At 38.6% G+C, this 16,396-nt stretch carries 17 protein-coding genes; 12 read left to right on the top strand and 5 right to left on the bottom strand.

Going from position 1 to position 16,396, the window contains the following annotated elements:
* Window positions 1-64: 64 nt before the first annotated feature.
* The 3 genes from M998_RS02005 to M998_RS01995 form a co-directional block, all read right to left on the bottom strand.
* The gene (locus tag M998_RS02005) at window positions 65-463 is read right to left on the bottom strand and encodes an MAPEG family protein (RefSeq protein WP_068443486.1); all 399 of its coding nucleotides are present in this window, start codon (window positions 461-463) and stop codon (window positions 65-67) included.
* A gap of 150 nt (window positions 464-613) precedes the next feature.
* Window positions 614-1,018 (bottom strand): NUDIX hydrolase, encoded by a 405-nt coding sequence (locus M998_RS02000; RefSeq protein ID WP_068443489.1) that lies wholly within the window; start codon window positions 1,016-1,018, stop codon window positions 614-616.
* A 139-nt stretch (window positions 1,019-1,157) separates the two neighbouring features.
* Entirely contained in the window at window positions 1,158-1,475 is a 318-nt protein-coding gene (locus tag M998_RS01995) for a DUF4377 domain-containing protein (RefSeq protein ID WP_068907277.1), read from the bottom strand.
* A 654-nt stretch (window positions 1,476-2,129) separates the two neighbouring features.
* Here M998_RS01995 and aspS point away from each other — a divergent pair.
* The 6 genes from aspS (at window position 2,130) to ruvB (ending at window position 7,680) form a co-directional block, all read left to right on the top strand.
* Window positions 2,130-3,902 (top strand): aspartate--tRNA ligase, encoded by a 1,773-nt coding sequence (gene aspS / locus M998_RS01990; RefSeq protein ID WP_068907275.1) that lies wholly within the window; start codon window positions 2,130-2,132, stop codon window positions 3,900-3,902.
* 11 nt (window positions 3,903-3,913) lie between these two features.
* A complete protein-coding gene (gene nudB, locus M998_RS01985) occupies window positions 3,914-4,345 on the top strand; it encodes a dihydroneopterin triphosphate diphosphatase (RefSeq protein ID WP_068443498.1) in 432 nt (143 codons plus the stop codon).
* A gap of 30 nt (window positions 4,346-4,375) precedes the next feature.
* Window positions 4,376-5,119 (top strand): YebC/PmpR family DNA-binding transcriptional regulator, encoded by a 744-nt coding sequence (locus M998_RS01980; RefSeq protein WP_068443501.1) that lies wholly within the window; start codon window positions 4,376-4,378, stop codon window positions 5,117-5,119.
* A 268-nt stretch (window positions 5,120-5,387) separates the two neighbouring features.
* Window positions 5,388-5,909 carry a crossover junction endodeoxyribonuclease RuvC gene (ruvC, locus tag M998_RS01975; RefSeq protein ID WP_068443505.1) on the top strand — a complete coding sequence of 174 codons (522 nt, stop codon included), beginning with the start codon at window positions 5,388-5,390 and terminating at the stop codon, window positions 5,907-5,909.
* Between the two features lie 100 nt (window positions 5,910-6,009).
* Window positions 6,010-6,627: a Holliday junction branch migration protein RuvA gene (gene ruvA, locus M998_RS01970; RefSeq protein ID WP_068443509.1), complete on the top strand. Its 618-nt coding sequence runs from the start codon at window positions 6,010-6,012 to the stop codon at window positions 6,625-6,627.
* 42 nt (window positions 6,628-6,669) lie between these two features.
* Window positions 6,670-7,680 (top strand): Holliday junction branch migration DNA helicase RuvB, encoded by a 1,011-nt coding sequence (gene ruvB, locus M998_RS01965; protein WP_068443512.1) that lies wholly within the window; start codon window positions 6,670-6,672, stop codon window positions 7,678-7,680.
* Between the two features lie 84 nt (window positions 7,681-7,764).
* Here ruvB and znuB read toward each other — a convergent pair whose 3' ends face one another.
* Window positions 7,765-8,550, bottom strand: a complete 786-nt coding sequence (gene znuB / locus M998_RS01960) for a zinc ABC transporter permease subunit ZnuB (protein ID WP_068907273.1) — start codon at window positions 8,548-8,550, stop codon at window positions 7,765-7,767.
* Window positions 8,543-9,310, bottom strand: a complete 768-nt coding sequence (gene znuC / locus M998_RS01955; RefSeq protein WP_068443518.1) for a zinc ABC transporter ATP-binding protein ZnuC — start codon at window positions 9,308-9,310, stop codon at window positions 8,543-8,545. The genes znuB and znuC overlap by 8 nt, the downstream gene beginning before the upstream one ends.
* Before the next feature lie 77 nt (window positions 9,311-9,387).
* Here znuC and znuA point away from each other — a divergent pair, with 77 nt between their 5' ends.
* The 6 genes from znuA to M998_RS01925 all read left to right on the top strand — a co-directional run bounded on the left by znuA (window position 9,388) and on the right by M998_RS01925 (window position 16,396).
* Entirely contained in the window at window positions 9,388-10,347 is a 960-nt protein-coding gene (gene znuA / locus M998_RS01950; protein WP_068443520.1) for a zinc ABC transporter substrate-binding protein ZnuA, read from the top strand.
* 20 nt (window positions 10,348-10,367) lie between these two features.
* Window positions 10,368-11,693 carry a murein DD-endopeptidase MepM gene (gene mepM / locus M998_RS01945; RefSeq protein WP_068443523.1) on the top strand — a complete coding sequence of 442 codons (1,326 nt, stop codon included), beginning with the start codon at window positions 10,368-10,370 and terminating at the stop codon, window positions 11,691-11,693.
* Window positions 11,694-11,814: 121 nt separating this feature from the next.
* On the top strand, window positions 11,815-12,789 hold the full coding sequence (lpxM, locus tag M998_RS01940; RefSeq protein ID WP_068443526.1) for a lauroyl-Kdo(2)-lipid IV(A) myristoyltransferase: 975 nt from the start codon (window positions 11,815-11,817) through the stop codon (window positions 12,787-12,789).
* Window positions 12,790-14,111: 1,322 nt separating this feature from the next.
* The gene (locus M998_RS01935) at window positions 14,112-14,960 is read left to right on the top strand and encodes a LysR family transcriptional regulator (RefSeq protein ID WP_068907271.1); all 849 of its coding nucleotides are present in this window, start codon (window positions 14,112-14,114) and stop codon (window positions 14,958-14,960) included.
* Window positions 14,961-15,156: 196 nt separating this feature from the next.
* Window positions 15,157-15,678 (top strand): fimbrial protein, encoded by a 522-nt coding sequence (locus M998_RS01930; protein WP_068907269.1) that lies wholly within the window; start codon window positions 15,157-15,159, stop codon window positions 15,676-15,678.
* 55 nt (window positions 15,679-15,733) lie between these two features.
* Window positions 15,734-16,396 carry a fimbrial biogenesis chaperone gene (locus M998_RS01925; RefSeq protein ID WP_068907267.1) on the top strand — a complete coding sequence of 221 codons (663 nt, stop codon included), beginning with the start codon at window positions 15,734-15,736 and terminating at the stop codon, window positions 16,394-16,396.

Here is a 16,396-nt window from a genome sequence, read left to right as displayed (position 1 = left end):
TGAAATCAATCTGTACTGACTTGAGCAGAAAAGTCGCCGACACTTAAAAAGTGCCGTAGCAAAATTAAAGATTGAATGAAAAAATTTGGATCCAAGGCAAATAATAGGTATTAGCGATAACCATTAATGCCATAGCGAGGTAGGTTGCTACCATACCCGAACGGCGGTAGGTGTAATCATGATTTTTGAGGCCATAAGAATGCAGTAAACGGCCGGCAATCAAAATGATACCACAAATATGGATCATCCAAACTTGCGCGCCATTCATCTCCATTAACAATAATAAAACTAAGGAAATAGGGATGTATTCAATTGCATTACCGTGGACTCGAATTGCCGTTTGTAATTCATAAAAGCCACCGTCACCATAAGAGATACGGTACTCACTTCTGAGTTTCACGACATTTAACGATAATCTAAGCAGTAGTAGGGCACCAAGTACAGCATACAACGAGCTGACCATTTTTTACTCCACTATCAAATAAAACAGATCAAGAAAATGATTAAACATATAAATTTTTATAATGAATGTTGGTGATGATTGATAAAGTGTAAATCGTAACAAGCAGATCTACAAATCAAATCATACAATTTTAAGGTTTATATTGGTAACTTATTGGATTAACCCATCTTGTTTAAGTTTTGCTAACACTTTAATGGCTGTTGTTGAGCAACGTGATAGGTCATTACTATCAATCCAAGCGAGTTCCGCAATTTCGGCAGCGGGTGTTGGTATCCCGTCATAATTTGCAAAATAGCATCGGATACGGACTTTCGTTCCATCTTGTTTACCATCAGCAAGGTCAATAAACTCACCATAAAAATGAATTGAATCAACATCAAGATTAAGAGTGAGTTCTTCTTCTATTTCGCGACATAATGCTTGCTCGTCACTTTCCCCTTGCTCGCGTTTACCACCAGGAATGTAAAAAAGCGTTTTATTATGGGAACGAACCATAGCAACTTTATCATGAGATAAAGTAATCAATCCAAGTTTATCAATAATTGTCGTATTCATAATTTGATGCCCCTTGCCATAATCGCGTTAGAACAAAAGGATATTATTCATTAGTCGCGATGGCAATGCTATATAGCATAATAATAGAGAGCAAACGAAGTTCATTTATTCTCTATTATTACCAAAATTTTAGTGAAAATTATTTCTTTTCGATGATTTTTACCAATTCATACCGCATGCTTGGGGCGTCAGCTGGTGGATTAGGGACATCAAATTGCTTCACTTCTAATACGTAATTATAACCAGGCTCATAATCAAAGCCTTGAATTGAACCATAAAAGAATTGCCAGTCAGCCGATGGGCTTTCTTTTATTTTCATGCACTTCATTGGCGCAACGCCGACGCAATCAGCGAGTGAGGAATCGACATAGAAAGTTTTACTATTATCGGCAGGTTTCATTGTTTGGCATCCTGCAAGCAGCAACAACATTGATGTGGCGATTAAATACTTTTTCATTAATAATCCTTTGGTTACTGTTGTTTTAACATGTCATAAAAGGGATTATAGCAAACTGAAAACGGTAACGATTCTGAAAGCGTAAATAGGTGGTTTATAAGCCTAATTTTTAGCCGAAAAAATCGAAATAGCCTGATATTTTTTATATTTACACCAATAAAGGGAGGGGGCTCATACTTAATCAACTAAATTAGGTGAAATAAATCCTTGTGTGAATATGTACTTCATTCTCTGAGTCCCTTAAAATCATACCCGTCATATTTCAATTTTTAGGGGTGTTGGCTGCGCTCAGTCACCCGAATCACATACTTATGTATGCTCATCGGGATGGCGCTTCTCTTGCCGCCTACCTAAAATTTGAACTATATAGGGTATATACCCGTCGTATTCAATTTTTAGGGGTGTTGGCTGTGCCCAATACCTGAAACTTGAAATAATTCGAGTATAAAAATTTCTGTTGATATAAAGTCAATGAAAACGTGATTAAAAACAAAATGATTTAGGCTTTATGCTGAATAGGTAACTATTTGTCTAACAGAATTTCCGGTATAATGTCTGCCTTTTTGACATTCTGAATTTTCAGCTCAATGTTCAGCAAGATGCCAAATTTCCGCAGCAAGCAAATGCACAACAAGCTGAGTAAAAGGATATTGTATGCGTACTAATTATTGTGGGCAGTTAAACATTGCTCATGAAGGCCAAATGGTCACTCTTTGTGGATGGGTAAACCGCCGTCGTGATTTGGGTGGTTTGATTTTTATCGATATGCGTGACCGTGAAGGCATCGTTCAAGTTTTCTTCGATCCTGAGCGTAAAGACATATTTGTAAAAGCGTCAGAACTGCGTAATGAGTTCTGCATCCAAATCACAGGAACAGTACGCGCTCGCCCAGATAGCCAGAAAAATAAAGATATGGCGACGGGGGAAATTGAAATCTTTGCTGAAGATCTCCACGTATTCAATAAATCTGAGCCTCTACCGCTCGATAGCAACCAAATTAATACAGAAGAGCGCCGCTTAAAGTATCGCTATCTTGATTTGCGTCGCCCTGAAATGTCCGAACGTTTACGTACCCGTGCAAGAGTTACCAGCTTTGTACGTAACTTTATGGATACTGAAGGGTTTGTCGACGTTGAAACACCAATGTTAACCAAAGCGACTCCCGAAGGTGCGCGTGACTACTTAGTGCCAAGCCGTGTTCATAAAGGTAAATTTTACGCACTGCCGCAATCGCCTCAGTTGTTTAAACAACTTCTGATGATGTCTGGGTTTGACCGTTATTATCAAATAGTAAAATGCTTCCGTGATGAAGATTTACGTGCTGACCGTCAACCTGAATTTACCCAGATAGACGTTGAAACCTCTTTTATGACCGCGGAACAAGTTCGTGAAGTGATGGAACGAATGATCCGTCAGCTTTGGATTGATGTTAAAGACGTCGATTTAGGCAATTTCCCAATTATGACCTTTGCAGAAGCAATGCGTCGTTATGGTTCAGACAAACCTGACCTACGTAATCCGATGGAATTAGTGGATGTTGCAGATATCGTTAAAAATGTCGAATTTGCCGTATTTGCAGGCCCTGCGAATGACCCTAAAGGCCGTGTTGCGGCGCTGAAAGTGCCTGGCGGTGCAGCAATGACCCGTAAGCAAATTGATGATTATGGGCAATTTGTTGGTATTTATGGCGCTAAAGGCTTAGCGTGGATGAAAGTCAACGAGCGAGCAAAAGGCCTTGAAGGCATTCAAAGCCCGGTGGCTAAATTCCTAAATGAAGAGATTATCGAGCAACTGCTTAGCCGTACTGAAGCCGCAGATGGTGACATTATCCTCTTCGGCGCGGGTAATAAAAATGTAGTGACTGATTCAATGGGTGCATTACGCTTAAAAGTTGGTCGTGATTTTGAAATTACCAATTTAAATAGCTGGCAGCCACTTTGGGTCATTGATTTCCCAATGTTTGAAGAGAATGGGGAAGGCGGCTTAACTGCGATGCACCATCCATTCACCTCGCCAAAAGATTTCTTGCCAGAAGATTTAAAGCAAAAACCTGAAGAAGCCGTAGCCAATGCTTACGATATGGTGATTAACGGTTATGAAGTCGGTGGTGGCTCTGTCCGTATTCATCGCAGCGAAATGCAACAAACGGTGTTTGGCATATTGGGTATTAATGAAGAAGACCAACGCGAAAAATTTGGTTTCCTTCTTGATGCACTTAAATACGGTACACCGCCACATGCAGGTTTAGCATTTGGTCTTGACCGTTTAGTGATGTTATTGACGGGTACAGATAACATTCGTGATGTTATTGCTTTCCCTAAAACGACAGCCGCTGCATGCTTAATGACTGATGCGCCAAGTTTTGCTAACCCTGCGTCATTGGCAGAACTAGCTATCGCTGTTGTTGCTAAAGAAAAAGAAGAGTAAGCACTCATAATATGAAAAATTATAAGCGCCCTGAATCGGTATTAGTCATTATTATGGCTGAAGATAGTGGTCGGGTGCTTATGATGCGGCGCAAAGATGACCCAGACTTTTGGCAATCGGTTACCGGAAGTCTGGAACTTCATGAAAAAGCATATGCAACCGCTTTTCGCGAAATCAAAGAAGAGACTGGGTTTACCCCACAAAAAAATCAATTACAGGATTTGTCTCGCAGTGTCATTTTTGAAATTTTCCCGCATTTCAGGCATCGTTATGCACCGGATGTTACTCATTGTAAGGAACATTGGTTTAAAATGGTGCTCAGTAAAGAACAAACGCCATTACTGACCGAACACTCTGATTTTCGTTGGATGCGACCCAAAGAGGCGGCAGATTTAACCAAATCATGGAGCAACAGTCAGGCTATTTTAGAATTTGCTGTTTAATTATTTTATTGACGTTTTTGGAGATATTTCATGGCAGGTCATAGTAAATGGGCCAATACCAAACACCGTAAAGCGGCACAAGATGCTAAGCGCGGTAAAATTTTTACTAAAATCATTCGTGAGCTAGTGACAGCTGCACGTTTAGGCGGTGGCGATCCAGCCACTAACCCACGCTTGCGTGCGGCTATCGATAAAGCATTATCAAACAACATGACTCGCGACACCTTAAACCGGGCTATCGCACGTGGTGTAGGTAATGATGAAAACGATAATATGGAAACCATCATTTATGAAGGTTATGGACCAGGCGGTACAGCTGTAATGGTTGAATGCTTAAGCGACAACCGTAACCGTACTGTATCTGAAGTACGCCATGCTTTTACTAAAACCGGTGGTAACCTAGGTACTGATGGTTCTGTATCTTATCTTTTCACTAAACGTGGCGTAATTACTTATGCGCCGGGTGTTGATGAAGATGCATTGATGGACGCAGCGCTTGAAGCGGGCGCAGAAGATGTTGAAACTTATGACGATGGTGCGATTGATGTTTACACCACGTTTGAAACATTTGGTGCGGTTAAAGATGCGCTCGATGCTGCCGGTTTTAGCAGCGATGCCGCTGAAGTGTCGATGATCCCGTCAATAACGGCAGAACTTGATGCGGAAACAGCCCCAAAATTAATGCGTCTTATCGACATGTTAGAAGATTCTGATGATGTTCAAGAAGTTTACCATAATGGTGATATTTCTGATGAAGTGGCAGAGCTATTATAGTCATACTGCTTGCTAGCAATCAGAGCATCTGCGTAGAGAAAGCGGGCTGATGACAGTCTGTTTTCTCTAACGCCTTCCAACGAATATTCCTTTTTATTCATCTGCTTTATATCACTACGGCAAATATTCTCGCTTATTCATTCATATCCCTTTGGTTACGGTGAGTTAATCGTGATGATTAGGGTTTATCGTTGGCGATATGTTGTGATACCAATTAGATACAGCTAAGATGACATGATAAATAATAAAAGGCATCAATAGGTTTCATATGGCGATTATTTTAGGTATTGACCCAGGCTCTCGGGTAACGGGCTATGGTGTTATTCGCCAACAAGGTAGGCAGCTACTTTATATGGGGAGTGGTTGTATTCGTACCCAAGTTGATGATTTACCAAGCCGTCTGCAACGTATTTATGCGGGGGTCTCGGAAATTATCACGCAATACCAACCGGATGTGTTGTCAATAGAACAAGTTTTTATGGCGAAAAATGCGGATTCTGCACTTAAATTAGGGCAGGCTCGTGGGGTAGCAATTGTGGCTGCCGCGAATCAAAATATTCCGGTATTTGAATACGCAGCGCGTCAAGTTAAACAAACGGTGGTTGGGACTGGCGCCGCAGAGAAAAGCCAAGTACAACATATGGTTAAATCCCTATTAAAGCTTTCCGCTAATCCACAATCTGATGCGGCTGATGCATTGGCAATTGCCATCACTCATTGCCATTTCAATCAAAATCTTCTCAGAGTCGGTGATCCGCGCTTGATATTGACGCGAGGACGTTTAAGATAATGGCTGGATATGCATCCAGCTATTTTTGTGGTATAAACAGCACTATTGATAACTGTGGGCTAAAATAGCCTTAAGTCAGATTTTAACTGAGGGCATCAGCGTGATTGGTCGTTTACGTGGCATAGTATTAGAAAAGCAACCACCAATAGTGTTATTAGAGCTACAAGGTGTTGGTTATGAAGTTCATATGCCAATGACTTGCTTCTATGAGTTACCTGATATTGGTCAAGAAGCGATAGTATTCACTCATTTCGTCGTGCGGGAAGACGCGCAATTACTGTATGGCTTCAATGATAAACAAGAGCGAGCGTTGTTTAAAGAGCTGATTAAAGTCAACGGTGTTGGTCCAAAATTAGCATTGGCTATTCTATCAGGCATGTCGGCACAACAATTTGTGTCTGCAATTGAAAATGAAGCTATTGCCTCTTTAGTTAAATTACCAGGAATTGGCAAAAAGACAGCTGAACGCTTAGTTGTTGAAATGAAAGACCGCTTTAAAGGTTTAAATGGTGATCTGTTTAATCAAACCAGCGATATCAACTTACCGGATGTAAACAATAGAGTCCCGAGCTCAGCGGATATAGAAGCCGAAGCGGCAGCAGCATTGATAGCGCTAGGTTATAAGCCACAAGAAGCTAGCCGCATGGTTAGTAAAGTGGCTAAACCGGGTAGTGATTCAGAGACATTAATTCGTGATGCTTTACGTGCCGCACTTTAATACAGTGCCTTGATTGCAGCATCTTGATTGAGAGATAAAACGATGATTGAAGCAGATCGCCTGATTTCCGCAGAAATTTTACATAGCGAAGAAGAAGCGATTGATCGTGCGATCAGACCAAAACTGCTCAAAGAGTATATTGGGCAGCCGCAGGTTAAAGAGCAAATGGAAATATTCATTCAAGCGACGAAAATGCGCGGAGATGCTCTTGACCATTTGTTGATTTTCGGTCCTCCAGGGCTGGGTAAAACCACGTTAGCGGGTATCGTTGCTAATGAACTGGGTGTTAATTTACGTACAACGTCTGGGCCTGTTTTAGAAAAAGCGGGCGATTTGGCGGCGATGTTAACAAACTTAGAGCCCCACGATGTATTGTTTATCGATGAAATCCATCGATTATCGCCTGTTGTTGAGGAAATACTCTATCCTGCAATGGAAGATTACCAACTCGATATTATGATTGGTGAAGGGCCTGCTGCTCGCTCGATTAAAATAGATTTGCCACCTTTCACTCTAATTGGTGCAACCACAAGAGCGGGTTCATTAACATCACCATTAAGAGACCGGTTTGGTATTGTGCAACGACTCGAATTTTATCAAGTTGATGATTTGCAACATATTGTTAAGCGTAGTGCCCAGTATATGGGGCTTGATATTACGGATGAAGGCGCATTACAAGTCGCGATGCGCTCTCGAGGCACACCAAGGATCACTAACCGTTTATTACGTCGAGTTCGTGATTTTGCACAGGTTAAAGGTGACGGTTCTATCGATGAAACGATGGCGAATAAAGCGCTGGATATGTTAAACGTCGATGCAGCTGGCTTTGATTATATGGATCGCAAATTATTAGTCGCCATCATCGATAAATTTATGGGTGGTCCTGTTGGGGTGGATAACCTTGCAGCCGCTATCGGTGAAGAGCGTGAAACAATTGAAGATGTACTAGAGCCTTATTTGATTCAACAAGGGTTTATTCAACGTACACCGCGCGGTAGAATGGCCACTGCACACGCTTATTTGCATTTTGGTTTAACACCAAAAGAAATATAATTACTATTAACAAAAAACGCCCTATTTCATTGGATTGAATAGGGCGTTTTTTGTTGAAGCCAGACATGTTTTTATACGTTGATATTAATTTTTTGCTTTAGCAAATAAACTCAATACAAATAATACTGCGGAAACAAGGACGACCGAAGGCCCAGCCGGAGTATCATAAAAGGCTGAAAAAGTAAGGCCACCAGTGACTGATAACATACCAATGAATACCGCGATACAAGCCATTTGCTCTGGTATTCTTGCAAAACGACGTGCTGTCGCAGCGGGTATGATCAGCAGCGATGTGATAATTAATGCGCCGACAAATTTCATTGCGATACCAATAGTTAACGCAGTGACGAGCATGAGCAATAAACGTAGCCTTTGAATATTAATACCATCGACAAAAGCTAGCTCAGAACTCACTGTGATCGATAAAAGTGCTCGCCAACGATAAAAAAGCAACCCGCAAACGACAACAACGCCAATCAATATAGTGATAATATCTTCATAAGTGACGGAGAGTAGGTCACCGAATAAATATGCCATTAAATCAACACGGACATTGGCCATTAAACTCACTACAACTAAACCGAGGGATAAAGAGCTGTGAGCCATAATACCAAGTAGGGTATCGACAGCGAGTTGTGGGCGTTTTTCTAGCCAAACTAAAATAAGAGCTAATAGCAAAGTAACGGCAATAACCGCATAAAATGGGTTGATATTTAATAGCAAACCAAATGCGACACCTAATAAAGACGCGTGAGCAAGGGTATCGCCGAAATAGGACATACGGCGCCAAACAACAAATGATCCTAAAGGCCCGGCGGCGATAGCTAATAACATACCCGCTATCCAACCTGGCAATAATAATTCAATCATGTTTGCAGTCCTTGCTGTGCTGGTGTGGCGCGATAACATTACCTTCTAAATCGTGTTGATGGTTGTGCTGGTGGCGATAAACGCCCAACTGCTGGGCGCCTCGATAGCCAAACATAGCCACAAATTCAGGATGATTAGAAACAGCATCGGGAGTACCAGAGCAACAAATATGGCCATTGATACACAGGACTTTATCGGTTTTTGCCATGACCAGATGTAAATCATGTGAAACCATCAACACCGCGCAACCAAGTTCTGTTCTAAGTTGATTAATTAAGTCATAAAGGGCAACTTGGCCTGTGATGTCAACGCCTTGAGCGGGTTCATCAAGCACTAATAAATCAGGTTTATTGAGCAGGGCACGGGCGAGTAAAACACGTTGTGTTTCACCACCTGATAATTTTTGCATTGGCTGGTCAATTAGATGGGTTGCTTTCACTCGTTCAAGTGCAGGCAATAGATGCGTTGAGCGTACCCCAATTTTTAACATCATAAATCGTTTAACGGTTAAAGGCAGAGTGGTATCTAAATGCAGCTTCTGCGGCACATAGCCAACAGACAGCTTGGAAGCTCTTTTAATTGTGCCTGATGTTGGCTCCAATAAACCTAAAACAACGCGGACAATCGTTGATTTTCCAGCACCATTTGGTCCCAATAACGTCACGATATCACCTTTATTTAATTCAAAAGTGACATCTTTGAGAACTTGTTTTGCGCCAAAGGAAACGGATATTTTATTTAAATTTAGTAATGGTTGCATGTTAAAAACATCTTGCAGAATTCATGTTGTGTTATATTATAACATTTCAACATTAAAATCACGGAAAAAAGACTGCTATGATACATAAATCGAAACACATTGCCCGTAAATTCCTTTTAGGGGCAGTGGCGACCTCAATTTTAACTGCAACTATGGCCTCAACCGCCAGTGCAGATGTTGTTACATCGCTTCGTCCATTAGCATTTATCGCAGCAGGCATCGCGGATGGCGTAACAGAGACAACCGTTTTATTGCCAGATGGTGCATCGCCTCATGATTATGCGCTAAAACCCTCTGATTTGAAAAAAATCAAACAAGCAGACTTATTTATATGGGTTGGCCCTGAGATGGAAATGTTTTTACAGAAGCCTATCAATACATTAGAGCAGAATAAACGCCTAGCATTGGCAGAGCAACCAAATATTAAGACACTCCTCATGGCTGATGCTGAGGGGCATGAAGAGGGGCACTCAGATACTGATGGCGCTAACCATGATGAGGATCACGAACATCATCACCATGGTGAGTATAATATGCATATTTGGCTGTCCCCAGAGATTGCAAATTTGGCAGCACTGGACATTTATGAACGGTTACTAGCGCTTTATCCTGATCAAAAAGATAAGCTGGACGTAAACCTTCGTAAATTCAAAGAAAATATGGCGCAAAATGACAAGAATATTGTTAATATTTTAGAGCCAGCCAAAAACAAGGGTTATTTCGTTTTTCACGATGCTTATGGCTACTTTGAAAAACATTATCAATTGGCTCCGTTGGGGCATTTTACGATAAACCCAGAAATTCAGCCTGGTGCGCAGAAATTACATCAAATACGAACTCAACTGGTTGAGCACAAAGCGCAATGCGTTTTTGCTGAGCCACAATTTAGGCCCGCAGTTATAGAAAGCGTAGCACGAAATACGGGAGTCAAAATGGGTACTCTCGACCCACTAGGTAGTGGGCTGGCAATTGGACCAGATAGCTATATGCAGTTTTTGACACAACTGTCGAAACAATACGCGAGCTGCCTGAATTAGGAATAGAAGGAATTTTTTAAGTGCAGCAAATGGCTAAGGGCTTAACTCAGGTATATGGTAGCCTGTCTAGAACCCACAAAATTGTACTCAGTACGCTCACAGTAGCGACTCTGGCCGTCGCAATATGGCGGCCAGTTCACATCCCAATAACCACCGAAAATGAGGGTATCCCTGATACTATCATTCCTCTTTCATTATTACCTGCGACCGATGCTACTGACGATATTATTCAAGATAGTAGCGAACAATTACCGGATGAGGGTGTTGTTGATACTGATGCGGCCGAAGGTGATGTTGCACCTTTGCCTCATGAATATGTGGTTGCAAGTGGTGATAACCTAACAACTATTTTAACGCAATTTGGTATCGAACCGGGCGATGTTGCGACGTTATCGAACCAGCATAAAGCGTTACGTAATATGAAAATTGGTCAAGCTCTGAATTGGACCTTAACAGATCAAGGTGAATTAGAGTCATTAACTTGGGAAGTTTCTCGCCGTGAAACACGAGTATTTAATCGTGTCGGGGCAACAAACAAGTTTGAGGAAGTGAAAGAGATTCGCTCTGGTGAGTGGACTAACAGTGTAATGAAAGGCACTGTAGATGGCTCATTTGCGCAAAGCACTAATAAAGCAGGGTTAACTCGTAATGAAGGCCGAGAAGTTATTAAAGCACTTCAATGGCAAGTTGACTTCAAAAAATTAAAGAAGGGCGATAAGTTTAGCGTATTAATGAGTCGTGAAATGCTGAACGGGCGAAATGAGCAAAGCCAATTGGTAGGTGTTCGTTTGCAAACAAATGGTAAAAATTATTATGCCTTCCGTGCTGAAGATGGCCGTTATTATGACAGCGAAGGTAATGGGCTAGAACGTGGATTCATGCGTTCCCCTACAACAAAACAATTTAGAGTTTCCTCACAATTCAATCCACGCCGAGTAAACCCAGTAACAGGAAGAGTTGCACCGCATAAAGGTGTTGATTTTGCCATGCCAGTAGGCACACCTGTTCTTGCTGTAGGAGATGGTGAGGTGATTGTCTCGAAATATAGCGGCGCAGCTGGAAACTTTATTGCTATTCGCCATGGGCGTCAATACACCACGCGTTACATGCATTTACGCCAATTACTCGTTAAGCCGGGTCAAAAAGTGAAACGTGGAGACCGTATTGCACTTTCAGGTAATACAGGACGTTCTACAGGGCCACATCTCCATTTTGAAATGTGGGTAAATCAACAAGCGGTAAACCCACTGACCGCAAAATTACCAAGCTCTGGTGGCTTAACAGGTAAAGAGCGTAAAGAGTACCTAGCGGTGGTAAAAGAAACCAAACCGCAGCTCAAACTGTAATCATTTAATATTTATTTTTATATAATAGGCAGGTACTTGTATCTGCCTGTTTTCTTTGTAATGCTTCCGAAAATTACTATTATAGGCTATAAAAGATAGCCACTATTTACTTGAGTACAGCATGAATAAAGATAAAGACACTGATAGCAAAAAAGGTTACGTGCCAACATTTCATAAATCTTACCTACTTCCTAAATATTGGGGCGTTTGGGCAGGCGCCGCTATTTTTGCTGGATTAGCGTATATTCCTGTGAAAATTCGCGACCCAATGCTTGCCAAAATGGGTAAATGGGTAGGCCGGATAGCTAAGAGTGCTCGCCGTCGCGCTAAAATAAATTTACTTTATTGTTTTCCAGAGCTCACTGAAAATGAAAGAGAACAGTTAATTGATAGAATGTTTGAAACAGCACCTCAATCATTTGTGATGCTGGCAGAGCTCTGTATTCGTGGTTCACAAAGAACGCTTGATCGAACTCAATGGCATAACGAAGAAATTATTGAAAAGCTCAAACAACAGCAAAGTAATGTTATTTTTATGGTTCCCCATGGCTGGGCTGTTGATGCACCCGCTATGTTGCTTGCTGCCAAGGGACAAAAAATGGCAGCAATGTTTCATCATCAAAAAAACCCGGTCGCAGACTATTTATGGAATAAAGCACGTTATCATTTCGGTGGGCGTCTGCATTCGAGAGAAGCAGGAATTAAGCCATTTATTGCATCAGTTAGGCAAGGTTACTGGGGATTTTACCTTCCAGACCAAGATCATGGTGCGGAACATAGTGAGTTTGTCGATTTTTTTGCCACATATAAAGCAACGCTGCCTGCAATAGGTCGTTTGATGAAAGTTTGTAAGGCAAAAGTCGTTCCTTTATTCCCAGTTTATGATCATAAAACGCATCAACTGCATATTTATATCCGTGAACCTATGGATGATATTGATGATAAAGATGATGAATATATAGCAAGGCGTATGAATGAGGAGTTGGAGTATCTTGTTAGGCCAAATCCTGAACAATATACTTGGATCCTTAAATTACTAAAAACACGCAAGGAAGGGGAAACCGAACCTTATCAGCGTAAAGATCTTTATCGTTAATTCTTGGTTATAACGGTACATCATTCAAGGCTCCTCAAAATTGAACTGCACCCTTTTAAGTTAGATGCTCAGTCTGGCCGAAAGGGTGTTTTTTTATATGTAAAGAACCGATAAAAACCGCTGAAATGAATAAGAGTGATATCTCAGCCTGCTCATCAGGGCAACCAGATTCAAAAAATAGGCATGGAAAGTGCTAATTATTTCGACAAAAATCTAAAATAATAAAATTTAATATTTATGTCATTATTTAATTAAATGACTTAATTAATTGATATTAAAGCATTTAATTGAATTTTCCGATCTCAATTAAGCTTGGTTTTTATATGGATATTACCGATTAAATGAATTTAAAAGGTAGATAATTGAAAGAAAAGAGCAAAAAAATTTACCTATTTGACGAATTGATAACACTTTAAGCTGTTATAGTTATTAGTTATATTTGTTAGATGTGGGTATTATTTCAATGGTAAACAAATTAAGTCGTTAATGAATCGCTAGCCGTCACTGTATATCTCAACAAAATGTTAAGTAATCTTGTCATAAATAGATTGGAATTTTAAATCTACTTTGAGGGTTTAATAACCAAATGATAATAAAATAATTTACCTTAAGGTAACATTAAGTTACACATGGTTTCATATATTAACATCTTACTCTCATTTGGCGTATTTAGGATAAGCTACATTGAAAAGATTTAGCAGGAATAGCTAAAATTGAAGTCAATAGTATATTAGTCTTAAGCTACAGGTTAAACCACATTAAAAACAATAAAATTAAACTTCATTTATTTCTAATATAACAGTGTATAAATTCAACCTCACCGGATTATGTGGTGTAATAATTCATTTTTGCGTTGAATAGCAATTTATAATTGTATTATTTATTTCATCTTAAAAAAGCCTGTAAATTTATTAATATTTTTATTTTTATTTAACTTGTAATTTACTGACTTTTTTATTTTTATTTTTATTTTTACAGTTAAATTTTCACTTAAAAATTAATTAATAATTATTTTTGTTTTTATTGTTACATATAATTTATTTAAATATAAAATAAAGCAATTTATCTTTTCGTTTTTATTTTTACATATTGGCACGGATCATTTAACTCACTTGTGTTTTATCTGGTATTATTTAATGGTCTAAGATAATAGTTGATACTATATTAATTTTTATAATGTAGAAATGACTAACTTAAATAAATTTAAACATATGCATATAAAATAGACATTAAGTAAATGTACTTATTAACGAAGCTTAAATAAGTTGCTATATTTTTTATTAAATAATAAAAGTATGTCCAGGATAACACTTGGAGAATTTATGGAAAAAACACGTACCACATTAGATCAATGGATAACGTTACAGGCAGTCGTTGATTGTGGTGGTTTTGCTCAAGCAGCAGAAGTTTTGCACAGGACTCAATCATCAATTAGCTATACTATTAGTAAGTTAGAGCAAGTTTTGGAAATTGAAATATTTTCATTAGAAAAGCGTCGTGCGGTATTAACTCAACAAGGCGAGCAATTATTAGAATTATCTAGGGAGGTGACAGATAAAGCCATTTTATTAGAAACAAAGGCTAAATCACTGAATAACAAAGAAAATAATAAAATAAAGATTATTATTGACTCACTGTACCAAACTGATGACTTGTTAGGTAAGCTTGGAAGCTTCGTTAAAGCCAGGAAAGATTATGACATTGATTTAAATAGAGTTTGTTTGAGTAAGGCTGACATTTTTACATTAAAAGAATATGATCTACTGATTACACATCATAATATTGAATCATTGAATCCCATTTTTTTAGAAAAAGTTGAAGGGATACTCGTTACAAATCCAGGGCATAAGCTACAAAGTTATGATCAAAGTAACGTATTGAATAATCTAGAAAAAACCACACAAATTGTTTTGAGTACGTCCATAAGGGATATGATTAAAAGCATTCAAACGATAAGCGTTGCAAATGTTGAAACCGCAATTAGATTAACTGAAAATTCAGTTGGATACACCTGGTTGCCAAAAAATTTAATAAATAGAGAATTGAATAATAATTCATTAAAAGAGCTGAAAACTCCAAATAATAATGTTCATTATAATTTCTATATGTATTTGAATAAAAATTCAATAGTAAGTGATATTTTGAAAGATTACCTCATAGACAATAAGTGAATTAAAAAATAAATCATTAAAAAAATAATAAAAATCAAACATAAAATATTTCGATATAAATTAAAAAAATTCAATGTAACCATTTGTTAACTTAACTAAAGGTAAATGTTATATTTCTTTCGCACACAAAACATGAGCATGTATTATTCATGGGTGTACCAATTAATAATTAAAAAACTATTTTATAGGAACCATTATGAGTATTTTAAAAAAATCCCTAACAATGTTAGGGATTACTTTAGCTGTGACAGCTGCACCAACTGTTTTTGCTTCGGGCACAATTGAGTTTACTGGGGAAATAACGGATCAAGCATGTACAGTTGATAGTAATTCTAAAAATCTTAATGTAGATCTTGGAAAAGTATCATCAAAAAGTTTAGCGGCACAAGGTGAAGTTGCAGGTCTAAAAGACTTTTCAATTAAATTAATTGATTGCCCTGCTAATTCAAAGGTAACGGTAAGATTTGGAGGCTCTCGTGATATTACTGATCGCGATATTCTTGCAATCAATCAAATTACTGGCTCAGCAACAAACGTAGGTATCGCGTTATATGAAAAAGATGCGGTTACGCCAATCAAACTTTATGAAGATTCTAAAGACGTCACGTTTACAGGCGCTACTGTAGATTTAGATTATGTTGCTCGTTATAAAGCAACAGGTGCTGCGACTGCTGGTTTAGCAAACAGCAGTGCTGTTTATAGCATTCAGTACCAATAAAAGCTTGAGGGTAACCACGTTACCCTCTCTTTCTCTTCCTCGTTATGGCTGTACTATGAAAAGAATATTTATTTCATCCTTTTTTCTTTTACTCTTTTTCTCTAATTTATCTCATGCATCTGGAATAAGTGTAGGAGGTACTCGTTTTGTCTATGAAGAAAACAAACGTGAAATTGATATTCCTATTTTCAATGGTGATAAAGAAAAACCATTTTTAATACAGAGCTGGGTTTCTCCATTTGAAGGAGAAGGGAAAGCGCCATTTATTGCAACACCACCCTTGTTTAGAATAGAGCCAGATAGTAATGGTTCAGCGCGTATTTCGTTTATAGGCGAACCGATGGGCTCTAACCAAGAGAAACTGTATTTACTCAATATAAAATCAATCCCCCCTAAAGATGACAGTATCGAAAATGAATTACAAATAATTATAAATTCTCAGTTTAAATTATTTTTGAGGTCAAAAGACATTGAGTCATTTGATTTTGAAAAAGTTCAGCTTGTTAAAAATGAAAATGGGATAATGATTAATAATCAAACACCCTATCATTTATCAATTAAAGATATATTAATTGATGGAAAAAGTGTCAAGGGTATTGGCTTAATTTATCCGCATAAAAATGATTATATTCTTAAACGAAATACTAATAATGATAATTCAATAGTTGTCCAATTTATCAACGATTATGGCGCTATTATTGAGAAAAAAACTAAGTAA

It is taken from the genome of Providencia heimbachae ATCC 35613, assembly GCF_001655055.1.
Classification (GTDB): Bacteria; Pseudomonadota; Gammaproteobacteria; order Enterobacterales; family Enterobacteriaceae; genus Providencia; species Providencia heimbachae.
This window is presented reverse-complemented; position numbering and strand designations above follow the sequence as displayed.